This is a genomic window from Kribbibacterium absianum (assembly GCF_030067705.1).
GTDB lineage: Bacteria > Actinomycetota > Coriobacteriia > Coriobacteriales > Atopobiaceae > Kribbibacterium > Kribbibacterium absianum.
Map to the genome: position 1 here is coordinate 121125 of NZ_JASJEX010000005.1, position 25183 is coordinate 146307.

At 69.1% G+C, this 25183-nt stretch carries 20 protein-coding genes; 7 read left to right on the forward strand and 13 right to left on the reverse strand.

The annotated features are described in order from the left end of the window. The first annotated feature begins 26 nt into the window (after positions 1 to 26). Positions 27 to 485, forward strand: a complete 459-nt coding sequence (gene mscL, locus QJ043_RS09590) for a large conductance mechanosensitive channel protein MscL (RefSeq protein ID WP_283713436.1) — start codon at positions 27 to 29, stop codon at positions 483 to 485. A 79-nt stretch (positions 486 to 564) separates the two neighbouring features. Here mscL and QJ043_RS09595 read toward each other — a convergent pair whose 3' ends face one another. After that, positions 565 to 960, reverse strand: coding sequence for a VOC family protein (locus QJ043_RS09595; protein ID WP_347177743.1), 396 nt, complete (start codon positions 958 to 960; stop codon positions 565 to 567). A 103-nt stretch (positions 961 to 1063) separates the two neighbouring features. Here QJ043_RS09595 and QJ043_RS09600 point away from each other — a divergent pair, with 103 nt between their 5' ends. Beyond that, positions 1064 to 1843 (forward strand): Cof-type HAD-IIB family hydrolase, encoded by a 780-nt coding sequence (locus QJ043_RS09600; protein WP_283713435.1) that lies wholly within the window; start codon positions 1064 to 1066, stop codon positions 1841 to 1843. A 32-nt stretch (positions 1844 to 1875) separates the two neighbouring features. Here QJ043_RS09600 and QJ043_RS09605 read toward each other — a convergent pair whose 3' ends face one another. From QJ043_RS09605 to oxc, 4 genes are all read right to left on the reverse strand, one after another. Further along, complete coding sequence (locus tag QJ043_RS09605) at positions 1876 to 3519, reverse strand: DHA2 family efflux MFS transporter permease subunit (protein ID WP_283713434.1); 1644 nt, start codon at positions 3517 to 3519, stop codon at positions 1876 to 1878. A gap of 141 nt (positions 3520 to 3660) precedes the next feature. Next, positions 3661 to 7227 carry a pyruvate:ferredoxin (flavodoxin) oxidoreductase gene (nifJ, locus tag QJ043_RS09610; RefSeq protein ID WP_283713433.1) on the reverse strand — a complete coding sequence of 1189 codons (3567 nt, stop codon included), beginning with the start codon at positions 7225 to 7227 and terminating at the stop codon, positions 3661 to 3663. A gap of 234 nt (positions 7228 to 7461) precedes the next feature. Further along, the gene (locus QJ043_RS09615) at positions 7462 to 8646 is read right to left on the reverse strand and encodes an AEC family transporter (protein WP_283713432.1); all 1185 of its coding nucleotides are present in this window, start codon (positions 8644 to 8646) and stop codon (positions 7462 to 7464) included. 51 nt (positions 8647 to 8697) lie between these two features. Further along, positions 8698 to 10500, reverse strand: coding sequence for an oxalyl-CoA decarboxylase (gene oxc / locus QJ043_RS09620; RefSeq protein WP_283713431.1), 1803 nt, complete (start codon positions 10498 to 10500; stop codon positions 8698 to 8700). 364 nt (positions 10501 to 10864) lie between these two features. Here oxc and frc point away from each other — a divergent pair, with 364 nt between their 5' ends. Further along, a complete protein-coding gene (gene frc / locus QJ043_RS09625) occupies positions 10865 to 12226 on the forward strand; it encodes a formyl-CoA transferase (RefSeq protein ID WP_283713430.1) in 1362 nt (453 codons plus the stop codon). An 85-nt stretch (positions 12227 to 12311) separates the two neighbouring features. On the opposite strand, the gene QJ043_RS09630 is transcribed toward frc, so the two are convergent. Next, the gene (locus tag QJ043_RS09630) at positions 12312 to 12995 is read right to left on the reverse strand and encodes a type 1 glutamine amidotransferase domain-containing protein (protein ID WP_283713429.1); all 684 of its coding nucleotides are present in this window, start codon (positions 12993 to 12995) and stop codon (positions 12312 to 12314) included. 352 nt (positions 12996 to 13347) lie between these two features. Continuing rightward, complete coding sequence (gene crcB, locus QJ043_RS09635; RefSeq protein ID WP_283713428.1) at positions 13348 to 13725, reverse strand: fluoride efflux transporter CrcB; 378 nt, start codon at positions 13723 to 13725, stop codon at positions 13348 to 13350. An 85-nt stretch (positions 13726 to 13810) separates the two neighbouring features. Here crcB and QJ043_RS09640 point away from each other — a divergent pair, with 85 nt between their 5' ends. Next, complete coding sequence (locus tag QJ043_RS09640; RefSeq protein ID WP_283713427.1) at positions 13811 to 15154, forward strand: chloride channel protein; 1344 nt, start codon at positions 13811 to 13813, stop codon at positions 15152 to 15154. A gap of 84 nt (positions 15155 to 15238) precedes the next feature. On the opposite strand, the gene QJ043_RS09645 is transcribed toward QJ043_RS09640, so the two are convergent. From QJ043_RS09645 to QJ043_RS09655, 3 genes are all read right to left on the reverse strand, one after another. Beyond that, complete coding sequence (locus tag QJ043_RS09645; protein ID WP_283713426.1) at positions 15239 to 16270, reverse strand: ROK family protein; 1032 nt, start codon at positions 16268 to 16270, stop codon at positions 15239 to 15241. A 259-nt stretch (positions 16271 to 16529) separates the two neighbouring features. After that, complete coding sequence (locus QJ043_RS09650; protein ID WP_283713425.1) at positions 16530 to 17522, reverse strand: D-alanine--D-alanine ligase family protein; 993 nt, start codon at positions 17520 to 17522, stop codon at positions 16530 to 16532. Positions 17523 to 17524: 2 nt separating this feature from the next. After that, positions 17525 to 18817, reverse strand: coding sequence for an aminotransferase-like domain-containing protein (locus QJ043_RS09655; protein ID WP_283713424.1), 1293 nt, complete (start codon positions 18815 to 18817; stop codon positions 17525 to 17527). Positions 18818 to 19018: 201 nt separating this feature from the next. On the opposite strand from QJ043_RS09655, the gene QJ043_RS09660 reads away from it, so the two are divergent. The 3 genes from QJ043_RS09660 to dtd all read left to right on the forward strand — a co-directional run bounded on the left by QJ043_RS09660 (position 19019) and on the right by dtd (position 21650). After that, a complete protein-coding gene (locus QJ043_RS09660) occupies positions 19019 to 20545 on the forward strand; it encodes a carboxypeptidase M32 (protein WP_283713423.1) in 1527 nt (508 codons plus the stop codon). Positions 20546 to 20664: 119 nt separating this feature from the next. After that, on the forward strand, positions 20665 to 21132 hold the full coding sequence (locus tag QJ043_RS09665) for a pyridoxamine 5'-phosphate oxidase family protein (protein ID WP_283713422.1): 468 nt from the start codon (positions 20665 to 20667) through the stop codon (positions 21130 to 21132). Positions 21133 to 21173: 41 nt separating this feature from the next. Further along, positions 21174 to 21650: a D-aminoacyl-tRNA deacylase gene (gene dtd, locus QJ043_RS09670; RefSeq protein ID WP_283713421.1), complete on the forward strand. Its 477-nt coding sequence runs from the start codon at positions 21174 to 21176 to the stop codon at positions 21648 to 21650. Positions 21651 to 21696: 46 nt separating this feature from the next. Here the strand turns inward: dtd and QJ043_RS09675 are convergent, their stop codons facing one another. Genes QJ043_RS09675 through tmk form a run of 3 tightly spaced genes read right to left on the reverse strand, consistent with a single transcriptional unit; the run spans position 21697 to position 25113 of the window. After that, a complete protein-coding gene (locus tag QJ043_RS09675; RefSeq protein WP_283713420.1) occupies positions 21697 to 23148 on the reverse strand; it encodes a PSP1 domain-containing protein in 1452 nt (483 codons plus the stop codon). Continuing rightward, positions 23127 to 24491, reverse strand: coding sequence for a DNA polymerase III subunit (locus tag QJ043_RS09680; protein ID WP_283713419.1), 1365 nt, complete (start codon positions 24489 to 24491; stop codon positions 23127 to 23129). Before QJ043_RS09680 ends, QJ043_RS09675 begins: the two co-directional genes overlap by 22 nt. Next, positions 24484 to 25113 carry a dTMP kinase gene (tmk, locus tag QJ043_RS09685; RefSeq protein ID WP_283713418.1) on the reverse strand — a complete coding sequence of 210 codons (630 nt, stop codon included), beginning with the start codon at positions 25111 to 25113 and terminating at the stop codon, positions 24484 to 24486. The genes QJ043_RS09680 and tmk overlap by 8 nt, the downstream gene beginning before the upstream one ends. Between the last annotated feature and the right edge of the window lie 70 nt (positions 25114 to 25183).

Sequence of the window (25183 nt, forward strand, 5' to 3'; positions counted from 1 at the left end):
AGCCGTCAATACAAGGGAGCGAGACCATGACCATTGACAAGGAACAGGCCAAGGAAAAGGGCAAGGGCCTCTGGGCCGAGTTCAAGGAGTTCATCTCGCAGGGCAGCGTGATGGACCTGGCCGTCGGCATGATCATCGGCGCGGCGTTCACCGCCATCGTGAGCTCGCTCGTCAACGACATCGTGATGCCGGTCGTGGGCGTCATCATCGGCGGCCTCGACTTCGCGGACATCAAGACGTCGTTCGTGAGCCCGACCACCGGTCAGACCGTCAACATCATGTGGGGCAGCTTCATCACGGCGGTCATCAACTTCCTGCTCATCGCCCTTGTGATCTTCCTGATGGTCAAGGCCGTCAACACCGCCCACGACAAGATCGCCAAGAAGGGCGACGAGGAGGAGGCACAAGAGGTCGAGGAGGTCAGCGACGAGGTCAAGCTCCTCACCGAGATTCGCGACGCGCTCGTGAACAAGGACGAGAAGTAGCGCCGCATCATAGAACCCGATCACCGCCGCAGTGAGTCACCGCCCCGTCGGGTGGTGACCCACTGCTTTCTTATATGCGTCAGCGCCGCTCGTCCTCGCCGCGGTGGGCCGGGAGGATCTCGATGCGGCAGCCCTCGGGGTCCGTGATGAAATAGAGGCCCATCGTGGGGTTCTCGTACTCGATGACGCCCATCTCCTGGTGCAGTTTGTGCGCGGCCTCGAAGTCGTCCACCGAGAACGCGATGTGCTCGCCCTGGCCACCGTTGTCGTAGGGCTCGGTCCGGCCGCGGTTCCAGGTGAGCTCGATCTGGAACGGGCAGGCGTCGGTGGCCAGGTAGGTGTTGGTCCAAGAGCCGTCGGGCGCGGAGGACTCGCGGACCACGTGGAAGCCGAGGGCCTTCTCGTAGAAGTCGATGGTCCTGTGCTTGTCGAGGACATGTGTGCAACGGTGCAGGAAACGGGCGTCGATGGCCATCGCGGTTCCTCTCTCGGGGGTCTGTGCCGCTGTGTGTGTACCCTGTCCTGGTGGGACACTGGTGCCGGACGCGTGTGTCCCACGCGACCCGAGAGGAGCCCTGATGACCAAGCCCGTCCGCGCCGTCTTCTTCGACGTCGACGGAACGCTGCTCTCCCACGAGACCGGCGGCGTTCCGGCCAGCGCGACCGCGGCGCTCCGTCAGTTGCGGGACCAGGGCATCGCGGTGGTCGTCTCGACCGGGCGCGCCCTCTCCGAGCTGGACGCGCTGGGCGTCGACTTCCCCTTCCACGCGTACCTGCTGCTCAACGGCCAACAGTGCCTCGACCACGGGCGCCACGTGTTCTACGACCGCCCGCTCGAGGGCGACGCGTTGGCCGGGGTGCTCGCGTTGTTCAACGAGCGCGAGGTGCCCATCTACCTGATCGGCGCCGACGGCCTCTTCCTCAACTTCGTCGACGACCGCGTGCGCTCCGCCCAGGCTGCCATTTCGAGCGACATCCCGCCGGTGCGCGGCTACGCCGGCGAGCCTATCTACATGGCCGGCGCCTATGCGCACGTGGCCGACGAGCCCGCCCTCCGCGATCGGCTGCGCGACGTCACCATCACCCGCTGGCACAAGAACGGCATCGACATCGTCTGCGCCGGAGCGGGCAAGGTGCAGGGCGTCGAGGCGTTCCTCGAGCGAACCGGCATCGCGGCCGACGAGTGCGTGGCGTTTGGCGACGCCGAGAACGACATCGAGATGCTCCGCATGGTGGGCACCGGCGTCGCCATGGGCAACGCCGAGCCGGACGTGAAGGCCGTGGCGGACCTCGTAACGAGCGACATCGACGCCGACGGCATCGCGAACGGCCTGCGCGCGCTGGGACTCATCACGTGAGCAATGAGACACTTTCGTCTCTTTGAACTGTCTCACTTGGGCGGGACACTGGTGCCGCTGCCTTTTGTCCCCGCCGTGCGCTTGCCATCGCCCACGCTGGTGGTCTGATCCATCAGCACGTGGTTGCCGGAACCGCTGATCGTGGTCGCGAGACGGTGCCGCTTGATGAAGCACATCATCACGAGGCCCACCGCCAAGAGCGGCACGAACCACAGCATCAGTGGGATGAGGCTCTCCCAGTACCCGCGGCCGATCACCGTCTGCAACGCGCGCGGCAGCCTCCCCACCTCGGTCGGCGTCAGCGTCGCGAGCGTCAGGCCGGAGCCCTTGGGCAGATGAGGCAGCACGTACTCGGTGAGGCGCGTGGTGAACAGGCTGCCCACCACGGCAGTGCCGAGCGTCGACGCGATCTGCCGGAAGAAGTTGTTGGCCGCCGTGGCGGTGCCCACGATCGCGTGCGGGAACTCGTTCTGCACGATCAGCACGAGGATCTGCGAGCCCAGGCCCACGCCGAAGCCCCAGATGAAGAAGTAGGTCCCGAGCAGCCAGAGGCTCGTCTCGGGCGTCACGGTGCTCATCAGGAAGAAACCGAGGCCCATGACCGCGCACATCGCGATGGGCATCCATTTGTAGCGGCCGGTCTTGGACGCGATGAAGCCGGTGGCGGTGCTCGTGACGAGCGACCCGACGCAGATGGGCACCATCATCAAACCTGCGTTCATCGGGTTCAGATCGTTCACCAGCTGCAGGTACGTCGGCATGTAGTTGAGCGTGCCGTCGAATCCGATGAAGACGAGCATGCCGCACACGGTGACCAGGGTGAAGTTGCGGTCACGGAAGAGACCGAACGGGACGATGGGCCGCTTCGCGCGGTTCTCGTGCACGACGAACCCGACCCATGCGGCCACGCAGGCCACGATGAGGACGATCATCTCCCAACTGTTCCACGCGAACGTCGAGCCACCCCATGCGCTCGCAAGGATCAGCGTGACCACGGCCACCGCCATGAGCGCCATGCCGAGACCGTCCACGCCCATGCTGGTCGGGCGCCTCCAATCGTTGGGCAGGAACCGCGCCGTCATGACCATCGCGACGACCGCCAAGGGGATCGTGAACCAGAAGATCATGCGCCAGCCCGTGACGTCCACGAACCAGCCGCCCAGAATGGGCCCGAGCACGTTGGACACGGCGAACACGGCGCCGATCGCGCCCATGTACTTGCCACGCTGACGGGCGGAGACGACGTCGGCCAGGATGGCCTGGGAGAGGATGATGAGGCCCCCGCCACCGAGGCCGGAGATGGCGCGGCCGGTGATGAGGACCGCCATAGACGGCGCCATGCCGCACACGCCCTTCCCGGCCGCGTACAGGCCGAGGCTCAACACCAAGAGCCGCTTGCGCCCGAACGTGTCGCCGAGCCGGCCGTATATGGGCATCGTGATGGTGCTGGTCAGGATGTAGGTGGTCTCCACCCACTGCATGATCTGCACGCCGTGCAGGTCGCCGACGATGGTGGGGAGCGCGGTGGACGCGATGGTCTCGGACAGCGAGCTCACGAACATGCCAATGGCGAGCCCGATGAAGACGAGCGCCAGCCGCTTGCCGTGGAGGCCGGTGTCGGGCTCGGCCGCGGTTGTCGGCGCCGCGGCCTTCTCGGTGCGATGAAAGAGGGACATACCCACCTCCACAAATATGGATTGAAGGTGGTATGTCCCTCGGTTGTCCCCAGTAATCCCGTGCCACGAGGCGCTCGGCGAACTTCCCGAAGCCCACAGGGAGACGGGGCCCGACCCCGACCGTGTCAGGGGTGCTGGCGCCTACTGTTTCGCCAACCGCCGGTACAGCGTCTCCGAGTCCTTGGCCAGCTCGTCCTGCAGCATCTGCGAGCGCCAGGGGTCACGCGTCCCGAGCGACGCGTACCGGGCCATCTTGGCCAGGAACGGCGCAAGCGGCTTGGTGGGCTGTGGGGAGTCCAGACGGAACGGGTCCTCGCCCGCGTCCGCCCGCCGGGGGTCGAAGCGCCAGAGCGGCCAGTAGCCCGTCTCGACGGCCTCCTTCATGATGCCGGTCACCGTTCCCATGCCAGCGGTGAGGTCCCAGGTGATGCAGGGGCAGAAGCAGATCACAACGCTCGGGCCGTCGTAGGCATCGGCCTCGCGCAGCGCGTCGATGGCCTGTTGCATGTCGCCCCGGAGGTCGATGTGGGCCACGTACACGTAGCCGTACTGCGTGAGCATGAGCCCCAGGTTCTTCTTGGGCTCGGACTTGCCGTCGTAGGTGAAGCCCGTCACCGCGCCGAGCTGGGTGGCCTTGGACATCTCGCCCCCGGTGTTGGAATAGCCCTCGGTGTCGAGCACGAGCACGTTGAAGTCCTCGCCCGACGCCACCACCTCGTCCAGCCCGCCATAGCCGATGTCGTAGGCCCAGCCGTCGCCGCCCACGCACCATACGGACTTCTTGCCAAAGGACTCGCCCAGTCCGAGGATCCGCTCCACCAGGGTCTGCGCCTCGGCCGAGAGGCCGGATCGGTCCAGTCCCGCGAGTCCCTGACGCACTGCCTGCCCCAGCTCATAGGAGGCGTCGGCGTCGTCCTTTCCCGCCTGCCAGGCGGTGAGCAGCGCCCGTGCCGCCTTCGGCAGCTCGGCGCAGACGACGGCCTGTGCCACCGCCGCCTCGAGCAGCGAGCGGCGCACGCGCACGCCCTTCATGATCCCGTAACCGTACTCGCCGTTGTCCTCGAACAGCGAGTTGCCCCAGGCCGGCCCTCGGCCGTCGGCGCCGGCGCAATAGGGCACCGCCGGCATGTAGGCGCCGTAGATGGAGCTGCAGCCCGTGGCGTTGGCGACGATCAGGCGCTCGCCAAAGAGCTGCGTGAGCAGCTTGAGATAAGGGGCCTCGCCACAGCCGCCGCAGCAACTGGAGAACTCAAAGAGCGGCCGGCGCAGCTGCGTGCCCGGGACGTCGACGGGCGGCAGGCGGTCGGGCTTGTCGGACACGTTGGCCAACGCGAAGTCCAAACACTCCTTTTGCGTGTCCAGCTGGGTCTCGAGCGGCTCCATCACGAGCGCCTTGCCTGGTGCAGGACAGTTGTAGGCACAGGAGCCGCAGCCCACGCAGTCCTCCGGCCACACTTGGATGCGGAACTCCAAGCCGTTGAGCCCCTGATGGGTCGCCGGTTTGGTGGAGAAGGCCGCCGGTGCCCCTCGCAGCTCCTCCGGTTCCGCAAGCACTGGCCGGATGGCCGCGTGGGGGCACACGAAGGAGCACTCGCAGCACTCCACGCACGTGTCGACGTCCCAGCGGGGGATGGAAAAGGCCACGGTGCGCTTCTCGAGGGCGGTGGTCCCCGTGGGCACGATGCCGTCCGGCGCCAATGCGCTCACCGGCAGGTCATTGCCCTTCAGCTCCTCCATGGGCCAGAAGACGTCCCGCTCGTAGGCGGTCTCGCTGCGACCGGCGCTGGCGCCCTCCTCCTGCTGCTGGCGCACCGTGAGCGGCCCTTCGGTGGCGCCGGCCCACGCGGCCGGCACGGCGATGGACGTGAGCGTGCCGAGCGCCTGGTCGATGGCGGCGAGGTCCGCCGACACCACCTCGCTCCCCTTGGCGCCGTACAGCTGCTGGGCGTCCTGCTTGAGCGCGGCCACCGCCTGGTCGAAGGGCAACAGGCCGGCGAGCTTGAAGAAGACCGTCTCCATGATCAGGTTCACCCGAGCCCCGAGCCCGAGCTTCTCGGCCAGCGCCGACGCGTCGACGGTCCACAGCTTGGCTTCTTTGGCTGCGATGTCCCGCTTGAGCGAGGCCGGCAGGTGCCGGTCCAGCTCCTCGAGGGTCTGCCAGGGGCAGTTGAGCACGAAGGTGCCCCCGTGGCGCAGCCGGCCGAGCAGGTCGTACCCGCGCCGCACGTAGATGGCCTTGTTGCAGGCCACGTAGTCCGCCCCCTCGATGAGCCAGGGGGCTTGGATCGGGGCGGCGTCGGGAGAGAGGCGCAGGTAGCTGATCGTGAGGCCGCCGGACTTCTTGGAGTCGTACCAGCTGTACTCCTGCGCGCTGCCCTGCAGCGTGTTGCCAAGGATGCGCCCCACCGACTTGCTGGCCGAGACGGTCCCGTCGCTGCCGAACCCATAGAACACGGCCTGGGTGAGGTTGTCGGGCAACACGTCGAGCGGCTCCCCCACCGAAAGCGACAGGTGCGTCACGTCGTCGTCGATGCCCACGGTGAACCGCTCGCGCGGCTGCGGGGCCGCAAGGTCGTCGAACACGGCCTTGACCTGCGCGGGCGTGAAATCCTTGGACGAGAGCCCGTAACGGCCCCCGCTCACCTGTATCGCGCGACCACTCTGGAGCACCGAGAGCGCCACGTCCTGGTACAGGGGCTCGCCCTGGCTGCCCGGCTCCTTGGTGCGGTCGAGGGCGCAGAGCCGCCGGCAGCTGGCGGGCACGGCCGCGAGGAACGCGGCGCGGTCCCAGGGCCTGTAGAGGCGCACTTTGATGAGGCCGACCTTCCGGCCTTGGGCCGTCAGGTGCCGCACCGTCGCCTCGACCACCTCGCACGAGGAGCCCATCGTCGCGATCACGAACTCGGCGTCCGGGGCGCCCACGTAGTCGAACAGGTGATAGGAACGGCCCGTCAGCGCGGCAACGGCGTCCATCTGACCCTGCACGACCGCCGGGAACGCGTCGTAGCGCGCGTTGGCTGCCTCGCGGTTCTGGAAGTAGATGTCGGGGTTCTGCGCGGTGCCGCGGGCCTGGGGGCGCTCCGGCTCCAGGCACCGGGCGCGAAACACCGCCACGGCGCCGCGGTCGAGGAGCTTGGCCATGGCGGCCGGGTCGATGGTCTCGATGGTCTCCACTTGGTCGCTCGTGCGGAAGCCGTCCATGAAGTGGGCCACCGGCAGCGAGCCCTTGACCGCCGAGAGATGCGCGACGAGCGAGAGGTCCATGCACTCCTGCACCGAGGCGCTGCCGAGCAGGCACACGCCGGTGGGACGGATGGCCATGAGGTCCTGGTGGTCGCCAAAGATCGAGAGGGCGTGGGCGGACAGCGACCGGCACGTGATGTGGAGCACGCCGGGCAGCAGCTCGCCGGAGAGCTTGTAGAGGTTGGGGATCATCAGCAGCAGCCCCTGGCTGTCGGTCACGGTCACGCCGAGGGCGCCGCCCGCCAATGCGCCGTGCAGCGCGCCGGCCACGCCCTTCTCGGACTGCATCTCCTTGACCACCAGGGGCTGCCCGAAGGCGTTGAGGCGGCCCTCGCAGCTCCAGCGCTCGAGGGTCTCGGCCATGTGGGAGGCCGGCGTGATCGGGAAGATCAGCGCGGCCTCGCTCAGCGCATAGGCCGCCTGGGCCGCCGCCGTCATGCCGTCCATCGCCACACGCCTGGTCATGGTGCGCCCTCTCGTCCGCGTTGTCTTGGATGGGTCCTTTCTACCCTGCGCGCCCCGCGCCAAAGGGGTCGTGCCCGGGAGCCGCGCGAAGGGGCCGAACCTGTTCGCCGCCAGCGCTGACCCCGCCGGGACGCTCGGCTCCGGCACCCCCGTCCCGGCGCAAAAGGGGCGCCCCAGGCCACAGCCCGAGGCGCCCCGGATGGGACAGACAGCTCCGGCACCAGCGTCCCTGCGCTAGAAGGCGCTCGTGATGATCGGCATCAGCCAGACCCACAGGATGCAGGTGGCCGCGAAGCCCACCGTCGACACGGCGACGCTGGACGCGCCCTCGCGCACGTAGATGTTGTAGCGGCTCGAGATGATGATGCCCGAGAACGCCGGCGGCAGGGCCACGGCCATGCAGAGCATGGCGAGCTTGCTCGCGTCGTGCCCCATGCCGCACAGGATCGCCAGGGCCACGATCACCGCCGGCGTCAGCACCAGACGGAAGAACGTGTTCCAAAGCGTCTCCTTGCCCAGCGAGAACTTCACGGTGGAAAGGGCCAGGCCGGCGGCCAGAACGGCGACACCCGAGTTGGCCTTGGCGATGAGCTCGAACGTCGGGTCCAGCTGCTCGGGAACCCTGATACCGATGAGCACGAAGACCACGGCCAGGATCGGGGCCCAGCACACCGGCTGCTCGAGCGCGTTCACCACAGCCGCCAGGTTGGGGTTCTTGATCTTGTCATGGTGCCTCTTGCCGTGGACGCTCGAGACGGCGATCTCCTTGCCCGCCTTCTCGCCCTTGGCCTCCTTGTCGTCGATCGGGGCCTCGACCTTCTTGCCGGCGTCGGGGTCGGTCGCGACGGCCGGCGTGGCAGCGGCCATCGCACCGGCGCTCCCCGAGGCCTGCGCTGCGACGGTTTTCTTGGCGGCCTCGCTGGCCAGCTTCTTGGCCTTGTCCTGGCCGATGTTGATCAGGTAGAAGCCAATGGGGATCGTGATGGCGTTCACGATGATGGCCACGATGGCGATCACGAGGTTCGTGGTCACCGTGTCGCCGTAAATGGGGTCCAGCACGGCGAAACCGAGAAAGCCGATGGTCGGCGAGCCGGCGATCAGCGCGCAGACACCGGCCTCCTGGGTGTTGTGGTGAAAGAGCTTCTTGCAGAGCCAGAAGCTCAGCAGGAACATGCCGACGATGCCGACGAGCGACACGAGGGTCAGCGTGACGTCGCTGAACAGGTCCGCGCGCGTGGCCTTGACGATGGACACGAACAGGGCCGCCGGCAGCGCGATGTCGAGCACCACCTTGTTGAGGCCTTGGCGCTGGTCGCTGTCGAAATAGCCACGCTTGCCGAGGACGTAGCCGAGGGCCATGATCACGAGGATCGGGACGATGTCCTCCACGATGATCTGGACCATAGAGTCCGATGACACTTCGAAGCCTCCTTTCCTGGGGCCGTGGGCGCCGCAGTGCCCACGGCCCTTCTACGACTGGGCGGGCCCCTGCACGAGCTTGCCGTCCACGACCTTCTCGTTCAGGTCCACGCACTCGCCCGCAGCGAGCGGCCCGAAGAGCGGCTTGGGGTTGAGGTCGCCGATATGGCCGCTCTCCTTGCCGGAATGGATGGACAGCTGCACGTGGATGAAGCTCGGGCCGTCCAACGCGAGGGCCTCGGTGAGCATGGACTCCACGTCGGCGGGCGTCGTGGCGTAGTAGCCCTTGGCGCCGAAGGCCTCGCCGAGCTTCTCGTAATGCGCGGTGGCGTCCAGCGTGAGCGGCGACGGGTCGCCGGAGGTGCCGAGGTCCTCGAAGTCGCCGCGGTAGATGCCGCCGTTGTTGAGGACCATGAAGGTGATCGGCAGATGGAAGCGGCAGGCGGTCTCGACCTCCATGCCGGCGAAGCCGTAGGCCGAGTCGCCGGAGATGGACAGCACGTGCTTGCCGGTGGCCACGGCCGCACCGATCGCGTAGGGCGTCGCCACGCCCATGACGCCCCAGGTGCCGCAGTCAAGACGGTGGCGCGGCAGCTTCATCTGCACGATGTCGCGGCAGTCGTCCAGCGTGTTGGCGCCGTCGTTGGTCAGGTACACGTCAGGGTTCTTGGCCAGGACCCGGTTCACGGCCCCCAGGGCGTTGAAGTGGTCCATCGGCACGGTGTCCGCGGTCTCCTTGCCAGCGAAACGCGCGTTGTTCTTCGCGGTGTCGGCGGCCAGCTGGTCGAGCCACGCCTGGCTGGCGTGAACCGGGTGCTTGGCGAGGCCGGCGTTCATCTGCGCCATCACGGTCTTGATGTCGCCGATCACCGGGCAGGCGATTGGCCGCGCGCTGCCGATCTCCTCCTCGTCGATGTCGATCTGGATGAACTTGACGTCGGGGTTCCAGTGCTTGCCCTTGCCGTAGTTGAGCATCCAGTTGAGGCGCGCGCCGATCACGAGCACCACGTCGGCCGTGCGCATCGCGAGCCCGCGGCAGCTGGCCGTGCAGTGGGGGTCGTCGTCCGGGATGAGGCCCTTGGCCATCGACATCGGCTGGTAGGGCAGGCCGGTGGCGTCGATGAAGGCGCGGACCTCGTCCTCCGCCTGGGCATAGGCGGCGCCCTTGCCGATCAGCACCCAGGGGTTCTTGGCCGAGGCCAAGAGCTCCAGGGCCTCGTCAATGGAGGCCTGGGCCGCCGGCATCGCGGGCGCCAGGTGCGTCGCGGGCACGAGCAGCGCCTTGGCCTGGCCGATGGGAAGCGTCTGGCCCATCAGGTCGTCGGGCAGGTCCACGTACACGCCGCCGGGACGGCCGGCCAACGCGATGCGGATGGCCCGCTCGACGCCCAACGGGATGTCCTCGATCTTGTCGATACGGAACGCGTCCTTGGCAAACGGCACTGCATAGGCGCGCTGGTCCAGGCCCTCGTACTCGCCCTCCTGCAGGTCCACCGTGTGGCGCACCGAAGAGCCGGCGAGCATGACGCAGGGCCAGCCGTTCTCGGTGGCCTCCTTGAGGGACGCGAGGCCGTTCAAGAAGCCCGGCGCGCTCACCGTGAGGTAGAAGCCGGGGAACTGCGTCAGGAAGCCTTCGGCCGCGGCCGCGTTGCCGGCGTCGGCCTCGTGGCGCATGCCGACGAACCGGATGCCCCGGGCCTGCGCGATGCGCGCGAAGTCGGTGACCGGGATGCCCACGACCCCGTACATGTGCTTGACGCCGTTGGCGAGCAGCGCCTCGGCCAAGTAGTGCATGCCGTCCGTGAGCTGCTCGGGCTCGGCTGCCGTTTGCGGTGCGGGGGTGGTTGCGTCCATGGGACCTCCTCCATCGGGGTTTCACGAGAGCGCGGGCGCCGGGGCTCCGGCACGGGAACCGTGCGGAGCGGCCATCGGGACTCGCTGTTCTGGTGTGAATCTCCCGGTTTCACGGCCTGTGGCGCGAGCCGTCTCCGACCACACAAAACAAGCGCACCCAAGGCAACGGGTCGCTCATGGTGATGCGGCCAGACCCGGCAAGTCCCTCCTTTTTGAAATGGGGGTTTATGTTGATTGGCGCGCGACGGGACAGGCTCCCTTCGGGGTGGGCATAGCCAATCAAACCTGGCTGGGGCTCTTCTTAAGACCCTTTCAGCCAGCGTCTCTCGAGTCGTCACAGACGCGGACAGAAAGAGGTCGTCTCATGGCAGAGCAAACCAACACGGCGCCCCTGGCGGGCATCAAGGTCATCGACTGGACCCAGGTGCAGTCCGGGCCCTCCTGCACGCAGCTGCTGGCCTGGCTGGGCGCCGAGGTCATCAAGATAGAAAAGATCGACTACGGCGACCCGACCCGCAACGAGCTGCTCGACATCGCGGACTCCTGGAGCCTCTATTTCCTGCAGCTCAACGCCAACAAGAAGTCGCTGACGCTCAACATGAAGACCGAGCAGGGCAAGCAGATCCTCACCGACCTGCTCAAGGACGCCGACGTCTTTGTCGAGAACATCGGCCCGGGCGACGTGGAGAAGCTCGGCTTTGGCTGGGACGTGGTGCACAAGATCAACCCGCGCTGCATCATGGCGTCCCTCAAGGGCTTCAACCAGGGTTCGCGTTTCGCCCACGTGAAGGCGTTCGAGCCCGTCGCGCAGTCCGCGGGCGGCGCCGCGTCCACCACTGGCTGGAACGAGGGCGAGTTCAACGTGCCGACGCAGTCGGCCGCCGCGCTCGGCGACTCCAACACCGGCATGCACCTGGCCATCGGCATCTTGGCCGCGTTGGTGCAGCGCGAGCACACCGGCGAAGGCTGCTACGTGTACCAGTCCATGCAGAGCGCCGTGCTCAACCTCTGCCGCATCAAGCTGCGCGACCAGATCATGCTCGACAACCTCGGCGCGCTCCCGCACTACGAGGTGTACCCGGACTTCAACTGGGGCAAGGCGATCCCGCGCGCCGAGAACACCGAGGGCGGCCAGGTCATCGGCTGGTGCTACAAGGCCAAGGGCTGGGAGACCGACCCCAACGCCTACGTGTACATCGTGGCCCAGAACCCGCAGAAGGACTTCGTCAAGCTGTGCGAGGCCATCGGCAACCCGGACCTGGCCAACGACCCGCGCTTCGACTGCTGGCAGCACCGCCAGCTGCACAAGAAGGAGCTCTACCCCTACATCGAGGCCTACACCAAGCAGTACGACAAGTACACGCTGACCGAGGAGCTGGGCAAGGCCGGCGTGCCGGTGGGCCCCGTGCTGGACTGGTACGAGCTGGAGCACGACGAGCAGCTGGAGCAGGAGGGCACGATGCCGGTCATCGACCAGGGCGGCGCCCGCGGCGACTTCAAGACCATCGGCCTGCCGTTCTCGCTCTCCAACTTCACCCCCACCTATAAGCGCGCGCCAGACCTCGGCGAGAACAACAAGGAGATCCTGACGGGCCTCGGCTACAGCGAGGAGCAGATCGAGCAGCTCCTGGCCGACAACGTGATCAGCCCGGTCAAGACCCCGAGCAACCCGCGCACGCAGGTGCTCCTGCCGAGCGACCTCAAGAAGAGCGACGCGACGAAGTAGCTGGCAGAAAAGAGCGGGGCGCTGGCACAGGCGCCAGCGCCCCGCTCCTGCCGAAGGGACGACGCCCAACGGCCCCGCCCCTCTTTTATTTGATGAGGTTCAGCACCTTCTTGGCCACCGTGGCCGCAGACTGCGGGTTCTGGCCGGTCACAAGGTTGCCGTCGCGGATCACGTGCACGGAGAACGGCTTGGCCGCCTGGTAGCCGGCGCCCTGCTCTTGTAGCGCGTCCTGCGTGGAGAAGGGCACCGCGTCGGCGAGGCCGCAGGCCTGCTCTTCCTCGTTCGAGAAGCCCGTCAGGTGCTTGCCGGCCACGAACGGCGCGCCATCGGATGCCCGCATGCCGAGCAGCCCCGCACAGCCGTGGCACGTGGACGACACCACGCCGCCGGCCGCCCAAATGGCCTCGGCGATGGACGCGAGCGCGGTGCTCGTCGGGAAGTCCCAGAGCACGCCGTGGCCGCCAGCGAAGTAGATGGCCTCGTACTGTGACGGGTCAACATCGTCGGCCGCGAGGGAGTCCCGCAGGTAGTGATGGCAGTAGGCCGGGTCGCCGTAATAGCGCCAGCAGGCCTCGTTCATGGAGTCGGGCGCGAGGCTGGCCGCGTCGATGGGCACCCAGCCGCCGTCGGGGCTCACGTAGTCCACGTGCACGCCGTTGCGCTCCATCACGGCCTGGAAATCGACGGCCTCGCTGAGCCAGAGGCCGGTCGCGCGCTGGATCTTGTCGAAGTGGTCGTGATTGGTGACGGCCACGAGCACCTTTTTCATGGCTGGCTCCTCGGGTTGGGACACTGGTGTCAGGCACGTATGTCCCCGTTGCGGCCTCCGGGACATACGTGCCGGAGCCAATCGTCCCGGGAGCGCCACACGGAGGCGCCGCACAACCCCCAACCCGAGTTTGGACCCGCCGAGAAAGAGCCGCGAACGGAAGGTTGGGGGTTGACCGCACCGGCCACCATCCCCCAAGCCCATCAAAACACCTGAGATAAGAGGGATCAGACGAGGGTTGGGGGTAGGGGTCGAGACGACCTAACCCCCAACCCTCGGCCCGATCGCCGTTCTTCGGGCGCACAGAACAGGGTTGGGGGTTGCAAACCACCCAGTTGCGAGCCCTAAACCGCTACAGAACCGCCCGTGCCAGCGCGCGGCCGCAGAACACGCCCGCGACGCACAGGCACACGCTCAGCGCCGCGTAGACCCCCGCGACCGCCCAGCGCCCCGCGCCCAGCAGATCCGCTGCCTCCAGCGAGAAGGTAGAGAACGTCGTGAACCCGCCGCACACGCCGGTCTTGAGGAACGCGAGCGCCCGATCGCTGAGCCCGTTCGTCTCCGCCACGCCCACGATGAACCCGATCAGCACAGACCCGATCAGGTTCACAGCGAACGTCACCCATGGGAACCCTTCGGGCACGGGCACCAGGTAGCAGAGCGACCGCGCCACTGCGCCCAGGGCGCCTCCAAGTCCCACGAACAGCGTGTTCATCGCTAGGGCAGGCATCTTTTGCTCCTCTCGTTCCGGCCCCATGGTACCGACCAGCGCGGGTACAGTCCCGTGGCACGGACGACGCGACCAGAGGAGGAGCATGGCACAACAGCGTGACCCGCTCGCCGGCCTCCCCCGTCGCTTTTGGCGCGCGCTCCGCGCCCACGGTCTGCGCGACGCCATTGGCAACGCCCGCCAACGCCTCGTTGCCTACGACTGGCACCAGGGTCTCGTGCGCCTGCTCTTTGCTGTGGTCGTCGGCGCGTTGGCGGGGCTCGCATGCGTGGGCATCTGCGTCTGTGTCCGAGGCTCCAACGAGCTCTGGCAGCACGTGCCCGGGATGTTCTGGCTGCTCCCGACCCTGGGAATGGCGTCCGTCGCGCTCTACCGCGCCCTCGGCCTCAAGGCGTACCTGCCGCCCTCCCCCGGCGACGACCACCTCGTGGCGCACATGAGGGCCGACACGCCCGTCAAGGCCGCGACCGGGCTCGGCATGGTGGGCGGCACGTGCCTCTCGCTCATGGGAGGCGCATCCGTGGGGCCCGACGCCGCCGTGAAGCAGTTCGGCGCGGCGCTGGGCGGAATCGTCGGCCGCGTCTTTTGGCACGACGAGCGGCACCGCCCGAAGGGCGCCATGCGCTTCGCCACTGCGGCCGGCCTCGGCGCGTGCTTCTCCGCGCTGCTGGTGTCGCCGCTGGGCGTTTTCGCCTACACCGTCGAGATGGCCCGCTACCACGACGCCCGTATCGGGCGCTGGCCCACGTTGCTGGTCGCGTGCTGCGTGGCGGCCGCCGTGGCCGAGCCGTTCGGTTGCGGGCTGTCGGTGCCAAGCCCTGGCGCGTTCCCGACCGACATGCGCGCGCTCGTGATGGTCATGGTGGTCGGCGTGGCCTGCGCAGTGGCCGGTACCTTCTACCGGCTGCTGGTCAAAGGCCTCAAGCAGGGCGTGCGCCGGCGCATCGGGCGCCCGTGGCTCTCCATCCTCGTCGGCTGTGTCGCCGTCGCAGGCGTGAACCTGTTCGTCCCAGGCGCCGCCGACCTCACCGGCGTGGGCACCCGGCTCCTGCCCGGAGCGTTTGGAGGCACGGCGCAGAGCCTGGACTTTCTCGGCAAGATCTGCCTCACGGCGCTCGCCCTCGGTTTCGGCCTCCGCGGCGGAGAAGTGACGCCGCTGTTTGTGATGGGGGCGCTGCTCGGATGCTCGGTGAGCCGCCTGCTGGGACTGCCCACGGGGCCAAGCTGCGCCGTGGGCCTCATCGCGATGTTTGGCGTGTGCTCGGAGAGCCCGGTCGCGGCCGTGCTGATGGGCATGGGCTTCTTCGCGATGGACGCAGGCGCGGCGGCCGCCCTCGCGCTCGCAGGGGCCATGGCCGTCGCCTGGTTCGCGTCCCGGCCGCTGCACCGGGGCGTGGACGCCCTGCTCGCCCGCATCGCGAAGAAGTGAGGCAAAGCAAAGAGACGAGATCGTCCCACCCGGCAGGATGGGACGATCTCGTCTCTCTAAAGTGTCTCACCGCGTTGCGAGCGCCTAGCTCTTCTGCCACACCTTCACCGCGAGACCGGCGCGATTGGCCGCGTGGTACGCGCTTCCGAGCATGCCGGCGAGGTTGCCCAGCTCGGCCACCACAATCGGCGTGTCGGCGCAGGCGGAGATCACGTCCTTCCGGTACTCGTCCATGAGCGCGGGGCCGAACAGGTCGAACGCCGGGCTCATGCCGCCGCCGATCACGAACGCCGCCGGGTCCACGACGCACGCGATGGTCGCCATGGCCTGCCCCAGCGCGCGGCCCATACGGTCCACGGCGGCCACGGCCTCGGGGCTCCCGTTGCGGGCGGCGTCGAAAATCGGCAGGGCGTGGGCGTCGTGCTCCAGCTCCACCGGCTCGGCGCCGGACTTCTCGCACTCGTCGCGGTAGTTGAGCACCACGCCGCGCGAGCTCGCGTACATCTCGAGGCAGCCCCCGCGCCCGCAGCCGCACAGGCGCCCGTCCGGCTCGATGGTCAGGTGGCCGATCTCGCCGGCGCTGCCCTTGCCGCCGACGATGACCTTGCCGCCCACGACCACGCCGCCGCCCACGCCGGTGCCGAGCGTCACGAACACGAGCGAGTCGCCGCTGCCCGCGCCCTGCCACAGCTCGCCGAGCGCCGCCGCGTTCGCGTCGTTCACCGGGTACACGCCCACGCCGAAGACGTCCTTGAGCTTCTCCACCAGCGCCCCGAGGTCGAGGGTGATGTTGGGCGAGAGGAGCAGCTCGTCGTCCGGCGACACGACGCCCGGCACCGCAAGGCCCACGGCCGCGACCCGGTCGCCCTCCGCCTTGGCGGCGTCCGCGATGGCCTTGATCGCCTGCGCGGCAGCGGCCACCTCCTCGGGGGTCTTCATGGACTCGGTGCGCACGGCGTCGTTGGCGATGACCTCGCCCTCCTGGGACACGAGCGCCACTTTGACCGTCGTGCCGCCCACATCGATGCCCACGAGCAGGTCGCGCTGCCCAGCGGGCGCCTCGCCCATGACCTCGGCCCTCGTCGCGCGCATCGCGTCCGCCAGCGTGTCTGCCATAGAGACCGTCCCTTCCCGGAGATTTCTCCCTTTATTTCTTCTTAGTAAAAGCTGAAGCTTCGTCACTATCCCATAGCGCAGCGGCCCACGAGCACGGCAGAACCGCCGTCGCACAAAGCGCAAAGATGGGGGTGGGACGCACATGTCCGGCACGTGCGTCCCACCTGCCCCAGCCTCAACACCAAAGGCGGGACAAACGCGTCCGGCACGTCTGTCCCGCCATCGAATCAAAAACGCAGCCCGCCAAGGCCCTCAGGCCCTACATCCCCCGCTCATGAGCGGTGGCCACGAGGCGCTCCAACACCTCTTCCATCGTGAGGCCCGCGGCCTCGATGGCCATCGGCACGAGCGAGGTGTCGGTCAGGCCCGGGAACACCTTGAGGTCGAGCACCTTGACCTCGGCGCCGTCCCACACCATGTCGACGCGGGCCATGTCGCGGCACCCGAACGCACGGAAGACCTCGATGGCCGCCCGCTCGCACTGGCTGCGGATCGCGGCCGCCTCGGACGGGTCGCTCGACAGCGACTCCGGGCGCACCGGGCAGTAGTAGTCCACGGCGTCGGGGGTCATGCGCGCGTCGGTGTCGAACAGCCCCTTGGCCGCGATCTCCACCGGCGGAAGCACGTCCTCGTCGCCGGGCTCCCCGATCACGGTCACGGACAGCTCGACGCCCGGCACCCACTCTTGCACGAGCGCGGTGTCATCGAAGGCGAGCGCCGCCATCAGCGCCTCGCCCAGCTGGTCCGGCCCCTCCACTTTGGAGAGGCCCATGGCCGAGCCCCCGCACGCCGGCTTCACGGCCAGCGGGAACCCGCCCACCTCCTCGGGCATCAAATCGAGCGCCTGTGCGGCGCCCAAGTTGCGGAACGCGCCCGCCGGCAGCGCGAACTGGGCCGGCCAGCGCACCACGGAGTCCTCCGGCCTGAACGCGCGGCGCAGCACGAACGGCAGCTCGGGCTTGGACCAGGTGGTGCGGCACACCGGCGGCTCGGAGCCCACGTACGGAATGTGCAGGAACTCGAGCAGCGACGGCACCGCGCCGTCCTCGCCGCCCGCGCCATGGAGGGCGACAAAGGCCACGTCGGGCCGCTCGTCGCGCAGGGTGTTGACGAGGTTCTCGTCCGCGTCGAGCGGGATCACGTCGTGACCGGCGGCACGGAGCGCGTCCACCACGTTGCGGCCGCTCTTCAGCGAGAACGCGCGCTCAAAGGAGGAGCCGCCCATAATGACGGCGACGGAGGGCTTGGCCATGGTTAGTTCCCTTCCGGATCGGATGCTTCAGCGGTGCCGGCCGCCTTCGGCAGCGCACCGGCCTTCATGAACGCGCGGTACAGCTCGAGGCGGTCGTTGATCGTGTCGGCAAGACGGCGCACGCCCTCGCGCAGGTTCTCCTCGGGCTCGTAGGAGAAGGCAAGGCGCATCGAGCTCTTGCCCTGGCCGTCCGGGTAGCAGTTGCTGCCCGGCACGTAGGCCACGCCACGCTCGAGCGCCGCGCTCATCATCTGCATCGTGTCGAAGTACGGCGGCAGCGTCACCCACACGAAGAGGCCGCCCTCCGGGTGCGTCCAGGTGGCCTCCTCCGGGAAGTACTCCTCGAGCGCGCCGATCAGCGCGTCGCGCCGGCTGCGATAGATGGCCTGGGACTTCTTGAGGGTGCCCTTCCAGTCCGTCTTGGTGAAGTACTGCTCGCACAGGCACTGCGTGAAGGCGCTCACGCAGAGGCCCGCGCCCTGCTCGGACAGGTTGATCTTCTCGATGATGGGCTTGGGCGCCACGCACCAGGCGAGGCGGAGCCCCGGCGCGAAGATCTTGGACGTCGTGCCCAGGTAAATCACGTTGGGGTCCATGGACTTGAGCGGCGGCACGTGCTCGCCCTCGAAGCGCAGCTTGCCGTAGGGGTCGTCCTCGATCACGGTGATCTGGTACTCGTGGGCGAGCTCCAGGAGGCGCTTGCGGCGCTCGAGCGTCATCGTGACGCCGGCCGGGTTTTGGAAGTTCGGGATCGTGTAGATGAACTTCGCGCCGCCGGGGCCCAGCTCTTCGAGCAGCTCCTCGAGCTTGTCCGTGCGCATGCCGTCGTCGTCCATCGGGACCACGCGCACGTCGGGCATGTAGGCCGAGAAGGCCTGGAGCGCGCCCAGGTAGCTCGGGCCCTCGACGATGATCGTGTCGCCGGGGTCGATGAACACGCGGCCCATGAAGTCGAGGGCCTGCTGCGAGCCGTTGGTGATGATGATCTGGTCGATGTCGACGTCGATGCCGTCCTCGGCGAGCATGTCCGCGACAACGCGGCGCATCTCGGGACGCCCCTCGGAGCTGCCGTACTGCAGCGCCTTGAGGCCGAACTCGTCGACGACGTTCTTGGCACAGTCGGCCACTTGGTCGAGCGGCAGCGACGAGATGTCGGGGCTGCCGCCGGAGAGGCCGATCACATTGGGACGGGAGACGGCGGCGAACAGGTCGCGGACGGCGCTCCGGCGCAGGTGCTCGTTGCGCTCGGCGTACTCGTCCTCCCATTCGTCGAAGACAAGGTGCGGACTGGCCATGGGGCTCCTCTCGGATGCTTGGCTGGCGGGTTTCAGAGTATCACCGGCCAGCGGTCGGGCGCGCGCCGCCACCGATCCTTGGGGCGAGCTGAACCCCCGATGACACACAATGGGCGGGAACGATTCGATTCTGGTGGCCACGGCGGTCGCGCCCGCAAGGGTCGCGCGCCCGCGTGGCTCTCGAGACTTGACGGAGGGCCCATGAGCACAGACCTGCAGGTGGCGTCCGCGTTGGACGCGCTGAACGACATCGAGAAGCGCCGCTATGCGCTGTACTACGCGCTCGCGTCGATCGGGTGGCTCGCCGAGACGGCCGACCCGCCCAAGGCCACACCGGGCCGCGGCGAGGCGCTGGCCGAGCTGGACGCCCGTTACAACGAGCTGCTCACGGGCCCCGAGCTGGGCGCGGCGCTCGACGTGCTGCGCGACGCCGACGGCCTCACCTGGCAGCAACGGGCCCAGGTGCGCGTGGCCTCTCGCGACCGCGCCGAGCAGAGCGCGATCCCGCCCGAGCTCGCCGCCCGGTGGTGCAAGCTCACGAACGAGGCCACTGCGGCCTGGCTCGAGGCCAAGGCCAACAACCGGTGGGAGGCCTTCGAACCGTACCTGGACCGACTCGTCGCGCTGGCCAAGGAGCGCTGCGAGCGCATCGACCCAGGCCGAGACCCGTACGACGTCGCGCTCGACCAGAACGAGCACGGCACGGACCGCGCGTTCTACGACGCGTTCTTCGCAGAGCTGCGCGAGACGGTCGTGCCGCTCGTGCACGCGGTGGAGCGGGCGCCGCAGATCTCGGCCGATTGCGTGCGCGGGACGTTCGACCGCGCCGGCCAGTGGGAGCTGACGCGGGACCTGGCCTTCTCGGAGGGCGTCGACCCCGAGAAGCTCGTGCTCGCGGAGACCGAGCACCCCTTCTCGGAGGGCATCGACAGCGACCACGTGTTCATCGCCACGCACATCTACCCCGACGACGTGCTCTCCGGCGTGTTCAGCGTGCTGCACGAGGGCGGCCACGCGATGTACGAGGCGGGGGTGGACCCGGCCTTCAACTACACGTGCCTCCGCGGCGGCACGTCGATGGGCGTCCACGAGAGCCAGAGCCGCTTCTTCGAGAACATGGTGGGGCGCAGCCGCGCCTACGCGCCGCGCCTCTTGGCCGCGATGGCGACGCACTTCCCCGATCAGATGCGGGACGTGACGGCGCACGAGCTCTACAAGGCCTGCAACCGCTCGCAGCCGAGCCTCGTGCGCACCGAGGCCGACGAGCTCACGTACCCGCTCCACATCATGGTGCGCTACGAGGTGGAGCAGGCGCTGTTCGCGGGCGAGGTCACCGCTGCGGGCGTCCCCGCCCTCTGGGCCGAGAAGTACCGCCAGTACCTTGGGATCGAGGTGCCCGACGACCGGCGCGGCGCCCTGCAGGACGTGCACTGGTCGCAGGGCATGTTCGGCTACTTCCCCACCTACGCGCTGGGGTCCGCCTACGCGGCACAGTTTGCGCACGCGATGGCGCAGGACCTGGCGGCGGCGGGGACGCCCTTCCACGACGTGCTCGCGAGCGGCGACCTGGCGCCCGTGCGCGCGTGGCTCGAGAGGAACGTGTGGCAGTGGGGCCGCGCGAAGGAGCCGGCGCAGATCGTGGCCGACGCCTGCGGCGAGCCCTTCGACCCGGGCCACTACACGCGCTACCTGACCGACAAGTTCTCGGCCCTCTACCACCTGGGCTGACCCGCCGGACGCTTCGGAGAGAGCCGTTTGTCCACGCTGTCGCGGGCTGGAGCGTGGACAATAGGCTTTGACCGAAGCGTCCACCCGTCAGGGTGTGACCCAGAGACAGAGGAGATGTGATGGCTCCCAATCGCCGCCTGCCCGACGACGACGCCTGGCGCATCCTCGCCGCCAGCCAGTGGGGCGTGCTCTCGTGCATCGACGAGGACGGCCTCCCCTACGCCACACCGGTCAACGCGGTGCTGGACCCCCAGGACCGGTGCCTCTACTTCCACTGCCGGCGCATCGGGCGCCGCATGCGGGCCCTCACCGCGAACCCGCGCGTGTGCTACGTGGCGCCGGTGGACGTGTCGCTGCCGGAGATGCGCTTCATCACCTGGTACGAGTGCGCGATGGTCGAGGGCGTGGCCGAGCGCGTCGCCGACGATGATCTCGTCCGCGACCGGCTGCGCCTCATCTGCGACCGCCTCGCGCCAGGCCAGCTCGAGCGCCGCGAGGACGACGTCATCGAGCGGTACCTGCCGGCCGTCGCCATCATGCGCATCGTGCCGGAGCGCGTCTCGGCCAAGCGCAACCACAACGATTGACGAGTCGCCGCCCGTCGAGTTCAACTCATCGAAGGAGTTCTATGCGAGCCCTGCTCCAGCGCGTGACCCGCGCCTCCGTGACCTGCCGCGACGACGAGACCGACGACTGGCGCGAGACCGGCGCCATCGGGCCCGGCTTTTGCATCCTTCTGGGCGTGGGCCCAGAAGACACCCCCGAGACGGCCGAGAGGCTCTGGCGCAAGGTCCGCAACCTGCGCGTCTTCGATGACGACGAGGGCCACATGAACCGTTCGCTCATCGACGTGGGCGGCGCTGCCCTTGTCGTGAGCCAGTTCACGCTCTACGCCGACGCCCGGAAGGGCAACCGCCCCAGCTTCACGGGCGCGGCCAAGCCCGATGTGGCAATCCCGCTCTACGAGCGGTTCTGCGCGCTCGCCCGCCAGGACGTGCCCGTGGGCACCGGCATCTTCGGTGCCGAGATGCGCGTGAGCCTCACCAACGACGGCCCTGTCACCATCTGGCTCGACACCGACGAGCTCACCCGCTCGAAGCAATAGGGCCGCCCCTCAGCGCCACGCGCCCGGGGCGGCCCTTCCCAACCGCCTATTCGTTGGAAGCCGGGGCGCCGTTGCCCCCCGAGCCCTTGCCACGGCCGCGACCGCCCCGCCGCCGGCGGCGTTTGGGCTTCGCGCCCTCGGCCGCGCCGGTCTCGCCGTCCTTCGGCGCGGGCGCCGCGTGCTTGGGCGCGGGCTTCTGCTTTTGAGGCGCCCCGCCCTTGTCGCCGGGCTTGCGCTTGGCCTGCTGCCTCTGCGCCCCCTGCTTGGGCTGCGCGTCGCCGTCGGCGGCCTGGTGCGTGCGCTTGCGCTTGGCCGGCTGCGTGCCCTGCGCCGGCGCGCCCTCGCCCTCGTCGGCAGCGTGGTGCCGGCGCTTGCGCCGCGCCGGCTCGTTGGGCTTGCCCGCCGCCTCCCGAGCGGCCCGGCGCTCCTCGGCCCGGCGACGCTGGGCCTCGCGCTCGGCGGCCTCCTCCTTCTGCTCCTCCACCTGCTTGCGGCGGCGCTTCCGGCGCCCCTCGCTCACAAAGACCAGGTCGCTCTCGTCCGGCTCCGGCACGATGCCGTTCTCGCGGTCCAGCTCGGCAAGCGCCATCTGCACGTCCGGCGACTCGAGGGCCTCGAGCATCGAGCGCGTCACGGTGTCCGGCCGGCAGGGGCAGTGGTTGTCCTCGGCCTTCTTGCAGGCCTCCGGCGAGCACTCCATGCCCTCGAGCGGCACGCGGAGCCGCTTGCCGTCCTGCAGCCGCAGGTCGAGCATCTCACGCGGCGTGTTGTAGCCGGTGATCTTCGCGTCGCCCAGCGGCGTCTTGATCTTCGCGTTCTTCTTGGGCGCGCGGCCCTTGAAGTCGCGATAGGCCTCGAACTCGTACCGGAGGCAGCACATGAGGCGGCCGCACACGCCGCTGATCTTTGGGCTGTTGAGCGGCAGGTCCTGCTCCTTGGCCATGCGAATCGACACCGGGTCGAACCGCTGCTCCCAGCGCGTGCAGCACAGCTCCTGGCCGCAGTGCGCGTAGCCGCCCATCAGCGCGGCCTCCTCGCGCACGCCGATCTGCCGCATGTCGATGCGCTCGTGCAGCTCGCGCGACAGGTCGCGCACGAGCTGGCGGAAGTCCACGCGCTCCTCGGCCGCGAAGTAGCACACCACGCGCTCGCCGCCGAACAGGTACTCGACGCCCACCGGCTTGATCGGCAGCTCCTGCTCCTTCACGAGCCGACGGAACACGGGCAGCGCCTCGTCGCCCCTCTCGGCGAGCTCCTCGCAGCGGTCGAGGTCCTCCTCGGTCGCCACGCGCTCGATGGGCTTGAGCGTCGCGTCGCCGATGGTCTCGCTCAGCTCCTCCTCCGTGACCTCGCGCGGCGCGGCGGTGGCGAGGCCGACCTCGGTGCCGCGCTCGGTGGCGCACACCACGCGGTCGCCGGGCCGCACGTCGCAGCCGTCCGGGTCGAACCACAGCTCGCCGGGCGTGAAGGTGAACTTCACCGGGACGATGAGCGCCATAGGGCCTCCTTGACAGAGAGCAGCAGGGCCTCGAGGGCCACGCGAGGGGTCACGTTGGAGCGGATCTGGGCGCGGGCCCGGGCGCAGACGTCGAGCGCCTCGAGCAGCGCGCCGGGAGCGTCCCCGCTGCGGGCGAGCTGCGCCGCAACCGGACGCAGGGCATCCGCACGGTCGCCCGACACAAGCGGCCCCGGCGAACCTGCGGCCAGGGCCAGCAGGTCGCGGAGCAACGCCTCTGCGCAAGCGACGGCCTCCATGATACTCGACCGCTCTTGGGCCTTTTGCTGCCGCGTCGCCGCCTTCTCGCGCTCCTTCGCGGCGCCGGCCGACAGGTAGTCCGCCTCCGCGCCGGCCCGAGACGAGCTCGCGAGCGCCTCAAGGGCGCTGTCCGCGTCCTCCTCCGAGAAGCGCCCGGCCTCTCGCGCCTCGCGAACCATCTGGGCAAGCTCGTCGCAGGAGGCCGGGTCCGCAGGCTCCCCTTCGACGACGTTGGCCCAGACGCGCTTAAGGGCGCTGGCACGGCCGGGCTTGACCTTCTTGGCCACGCGCGCGTCGTCCACGAGGGCGCCCACGTCGGGCAACGGTCGCGAAGAGGTCTCCTTCGCGGCGAGCAGCGACGCGACGCCCTGCGCCGACTGCACCGCCTCCCAGCTGCTCGCACGGCCCAGCGAGAGCAGCGCGTCCGCCATGGCGTCGCAGGCAGCCCGGCGCGCGGCGCCCTCCTCCGAGAGGAACGAGCGCGCGCTCGCGGCGTCCTCGGTCACGGCGAGCGCCCAGGCCGCTTGGCCTTTCGTCGCGCCGGTCTCGGCCATGAGGGCCTGGAGCACGCGCGCTCGGTCGGGCGGCGCGAACGGCACCACCTGGCAGCGGCTCGCGATGGTGGGCAGCACGGCGTCCACCGACGGCGCCGTGAGCAGGAACGTCACGTGGCTGGGAGGCTCCTCGAGCGTCTTGAGCAGCGCGTTCGCGGCCGAGGGCCCGAGACGGTCGGCCCGCTCCAGCACGAAGGCCTTGCCCCGGCCGCCGACGGGCGCGAGCGGCGCCTCCGCGATCACGTCGCGCACCTGATCCACCAGATAGCCCGCTGGGGAACCGGGACGGTCCCAGCGAACGTCCGGATGCGACCCGTCGGCGGCGCGACGGCAGTCGTCGCAGGCACCGCACCCGCCGTGGCGGCACACCACCGCTTGAGCGACAGCGCGCGCGGCCTCCTCCTGGCCGGCGCCCGCTGGCCCCACCAGCAGGTACGCCTGGCCGAGACGCCCGGCTTGGAGCGCCCGCGAGAAGAAGTCGCGCACGCGCGGCTGCCCAGCGACCGCATCGAGGACGGCCGGCTCACTCATCGAGGCCCCGCTCCCTCAGTACTGCTGCCACGCGTTCGTGGACCTGCTCGGGCGTGCCGGCGGCGTTGACGAGCGCCACACGTGCCGGTTCTGCGACCGCGAGCGCGCGATATGCGTCGGCCACGGCCCTCTCGAACGCGAGGCCCTCCGCCTCCATGCGGTCCGGCTCCGCGCCGGCCACGCCGCGGGCGAACGCGAGGGCCGGGTCCATGTCGAGCACGAGGGTGAGATCCGGCGCGAGCCCGCAGGACCCGAGCGCGTTGGCGCGAACGACAAGCGCGGCGTCGAGCCCACGGCCGCCCTGCTGATAGGCCGTCGTGGAGTCGTAGAACCGGTCGCACACCACCCACGCGCCGCAGGCGAGCGCCGGCTCGATCACGCGCGCCACGAGCTGGGCGCGGCTCGCCTCGAAGAGCAGCAGCTCGGCGATCGGGCTCACGGGTTCCTCGGTGGGCTCGAGCAACAGCGCGCGGACCCGCTCGCCGAGCGCGGTGCCGCCGGGCTCGCGCAAGCGCACCACCTCGAGGCCGCGCGCCTCGAGCGCGTCGGCGAGCAACGCCGCCTGGGTGGACTTGCCCACGCCGTCCGTGCCTTCAAGGGTTATGAAGCGACCTCGCGCCATGGAGCCTCCCCGTTGCAGTGAGCCTCCACTGTAGCAGCGCTCGATGAGTCACCACGCTCGGGTGACGACT

Bases quoted from the DNA above. Each gene is read 5' to 3' on its own strand.
- mscL (WP_283713436.1), top strand. From the start codon at position 27: ATGACCATTGACAAGGAACAGGCCAAGGAAAAGGGCAAGGGCCTCTGG.
- QJ043_RS09595 (WP_347177743.1), bottom strand. From the start codon at position 960: ATGGCCATCGACGCCCGTTTCCTGCACCGTTGCACACATGTCCTCGAC.
- QJ043_RS09600 (WP_283713435.1), top strand. From the start codon at position 1,064: ATGACCAAGCCCGTCCGCGCCGTCTTCTTCGACGTCGACGGAACGCTG.
- QJ043_RS09605 (WP_283713434.1), bottom strand. From the start codon at position 3,519: ATGTCCCTCTTTCATCGCACCGAGAAGGCCGCGGCGCCGACAACCGCG.
- nifJ (WP_283713433.1), bottom strand. From the start codon at position 7,227: ATGACCAGGCGTGTGGCGATGGACGGCATGACGGCGGCGGCCCAGGCG.
- oxc (WP_283713431.1), bottom strand. From the start codon at position 10,500: ATGGACGCAACCACCCCCGCACCGCAAACGGCAGCCGAGCCCGAGCAG.
- frc (WP_283713430.1), top strand. From the start codon at position 10,865: ATGGCAGAGCAAACCAACACGGCGCCCCTGGCGGGCATCAAGGTCATC.
- QJ043_RS09630 (WP_283713429.1), bottom strand. From the start codon at position 12,995: ATGAAAAAGGTGCTCGTGGCCGTCACCAATCACGACCACTTCGACAAG.
- crcB (WP_283713428.1), bottom strand. From the start codon at position 13,725: ATGCCTGCCCTAGCGATGAACACGCTGTTCGTGGGACTTGGAGGCGCC.
- QJ043_RS09640 (WP_283713427.1), top strand. From the start codon at position 13,811: ATGGCACAACAGCGTGACCCGCTCGCCGGCCTCCCCCGTCGCTTTTGG.
- QJ043_RS09645 (WP_283713426.1), bottom strand. From the start codon at position 16,270: ATGGCAGACACGCTGGCGGACGCGATGCGCGCGACGAGGGCCGAGGTC.
- QJ043_RS09650 (WP_283713425.1), bottom strand. From the start codon at position 17,522: ATGGCCAAGCCCTCCGTCGCCGTCATTATGGGCGGCTCCTCCTTTGAG.
- QJ043_RS09655 (WP_283713424.1), bottom strand. From the start codon at position 18,817: ATGGCCAGTCCGCACCTTGTCTTCGACGAATGGGAGGACGAGTACGCC.
- QJ043_RS09660 (WP_283713423.1), top strand. From the start codon at position 19,019: ATGAGCACAGACCTGCAGGTGGCGTCCGCGTTGGACGCGCTGAACGAC.
- QJ043_RS09665 (WP_283713422.1), top strand. From the start codon at position 20,665: ATGGCTCCCAATCGCCGCCTGCCCGACGACGACGCCTGGCGCATCCTC.
- dtd (WP_283713421.1), top strand. From the start codon at position 21,174: ATGCGAGCCCTGCTCCAGCGCGTGACCCGCGCCTCCGTGACCTGCCGC.
- QJ043_RS09675 (WP_283713420.1), bottom strand. From the start codon at position 23,148: ATGGCGCTCATCGTCCCGGTGAAGTTCACCTTCACGCCCGGCGAGCTG.
- QJ043_RS09680 (WP_283713419.1), bottom strand. From the start codon at position 24,491: ATGAGTGAGCCGGCCGTCCTCGATGCGGTCGCTGGGCAGCCGCGCGTG.
- tmk (WP_283713418.1), bottom strand. From the start codon at position 25,113: ATGGCGCGAGGTCGCTTCATAACCCTTGAAGGCACGGACGGCGTGGGC.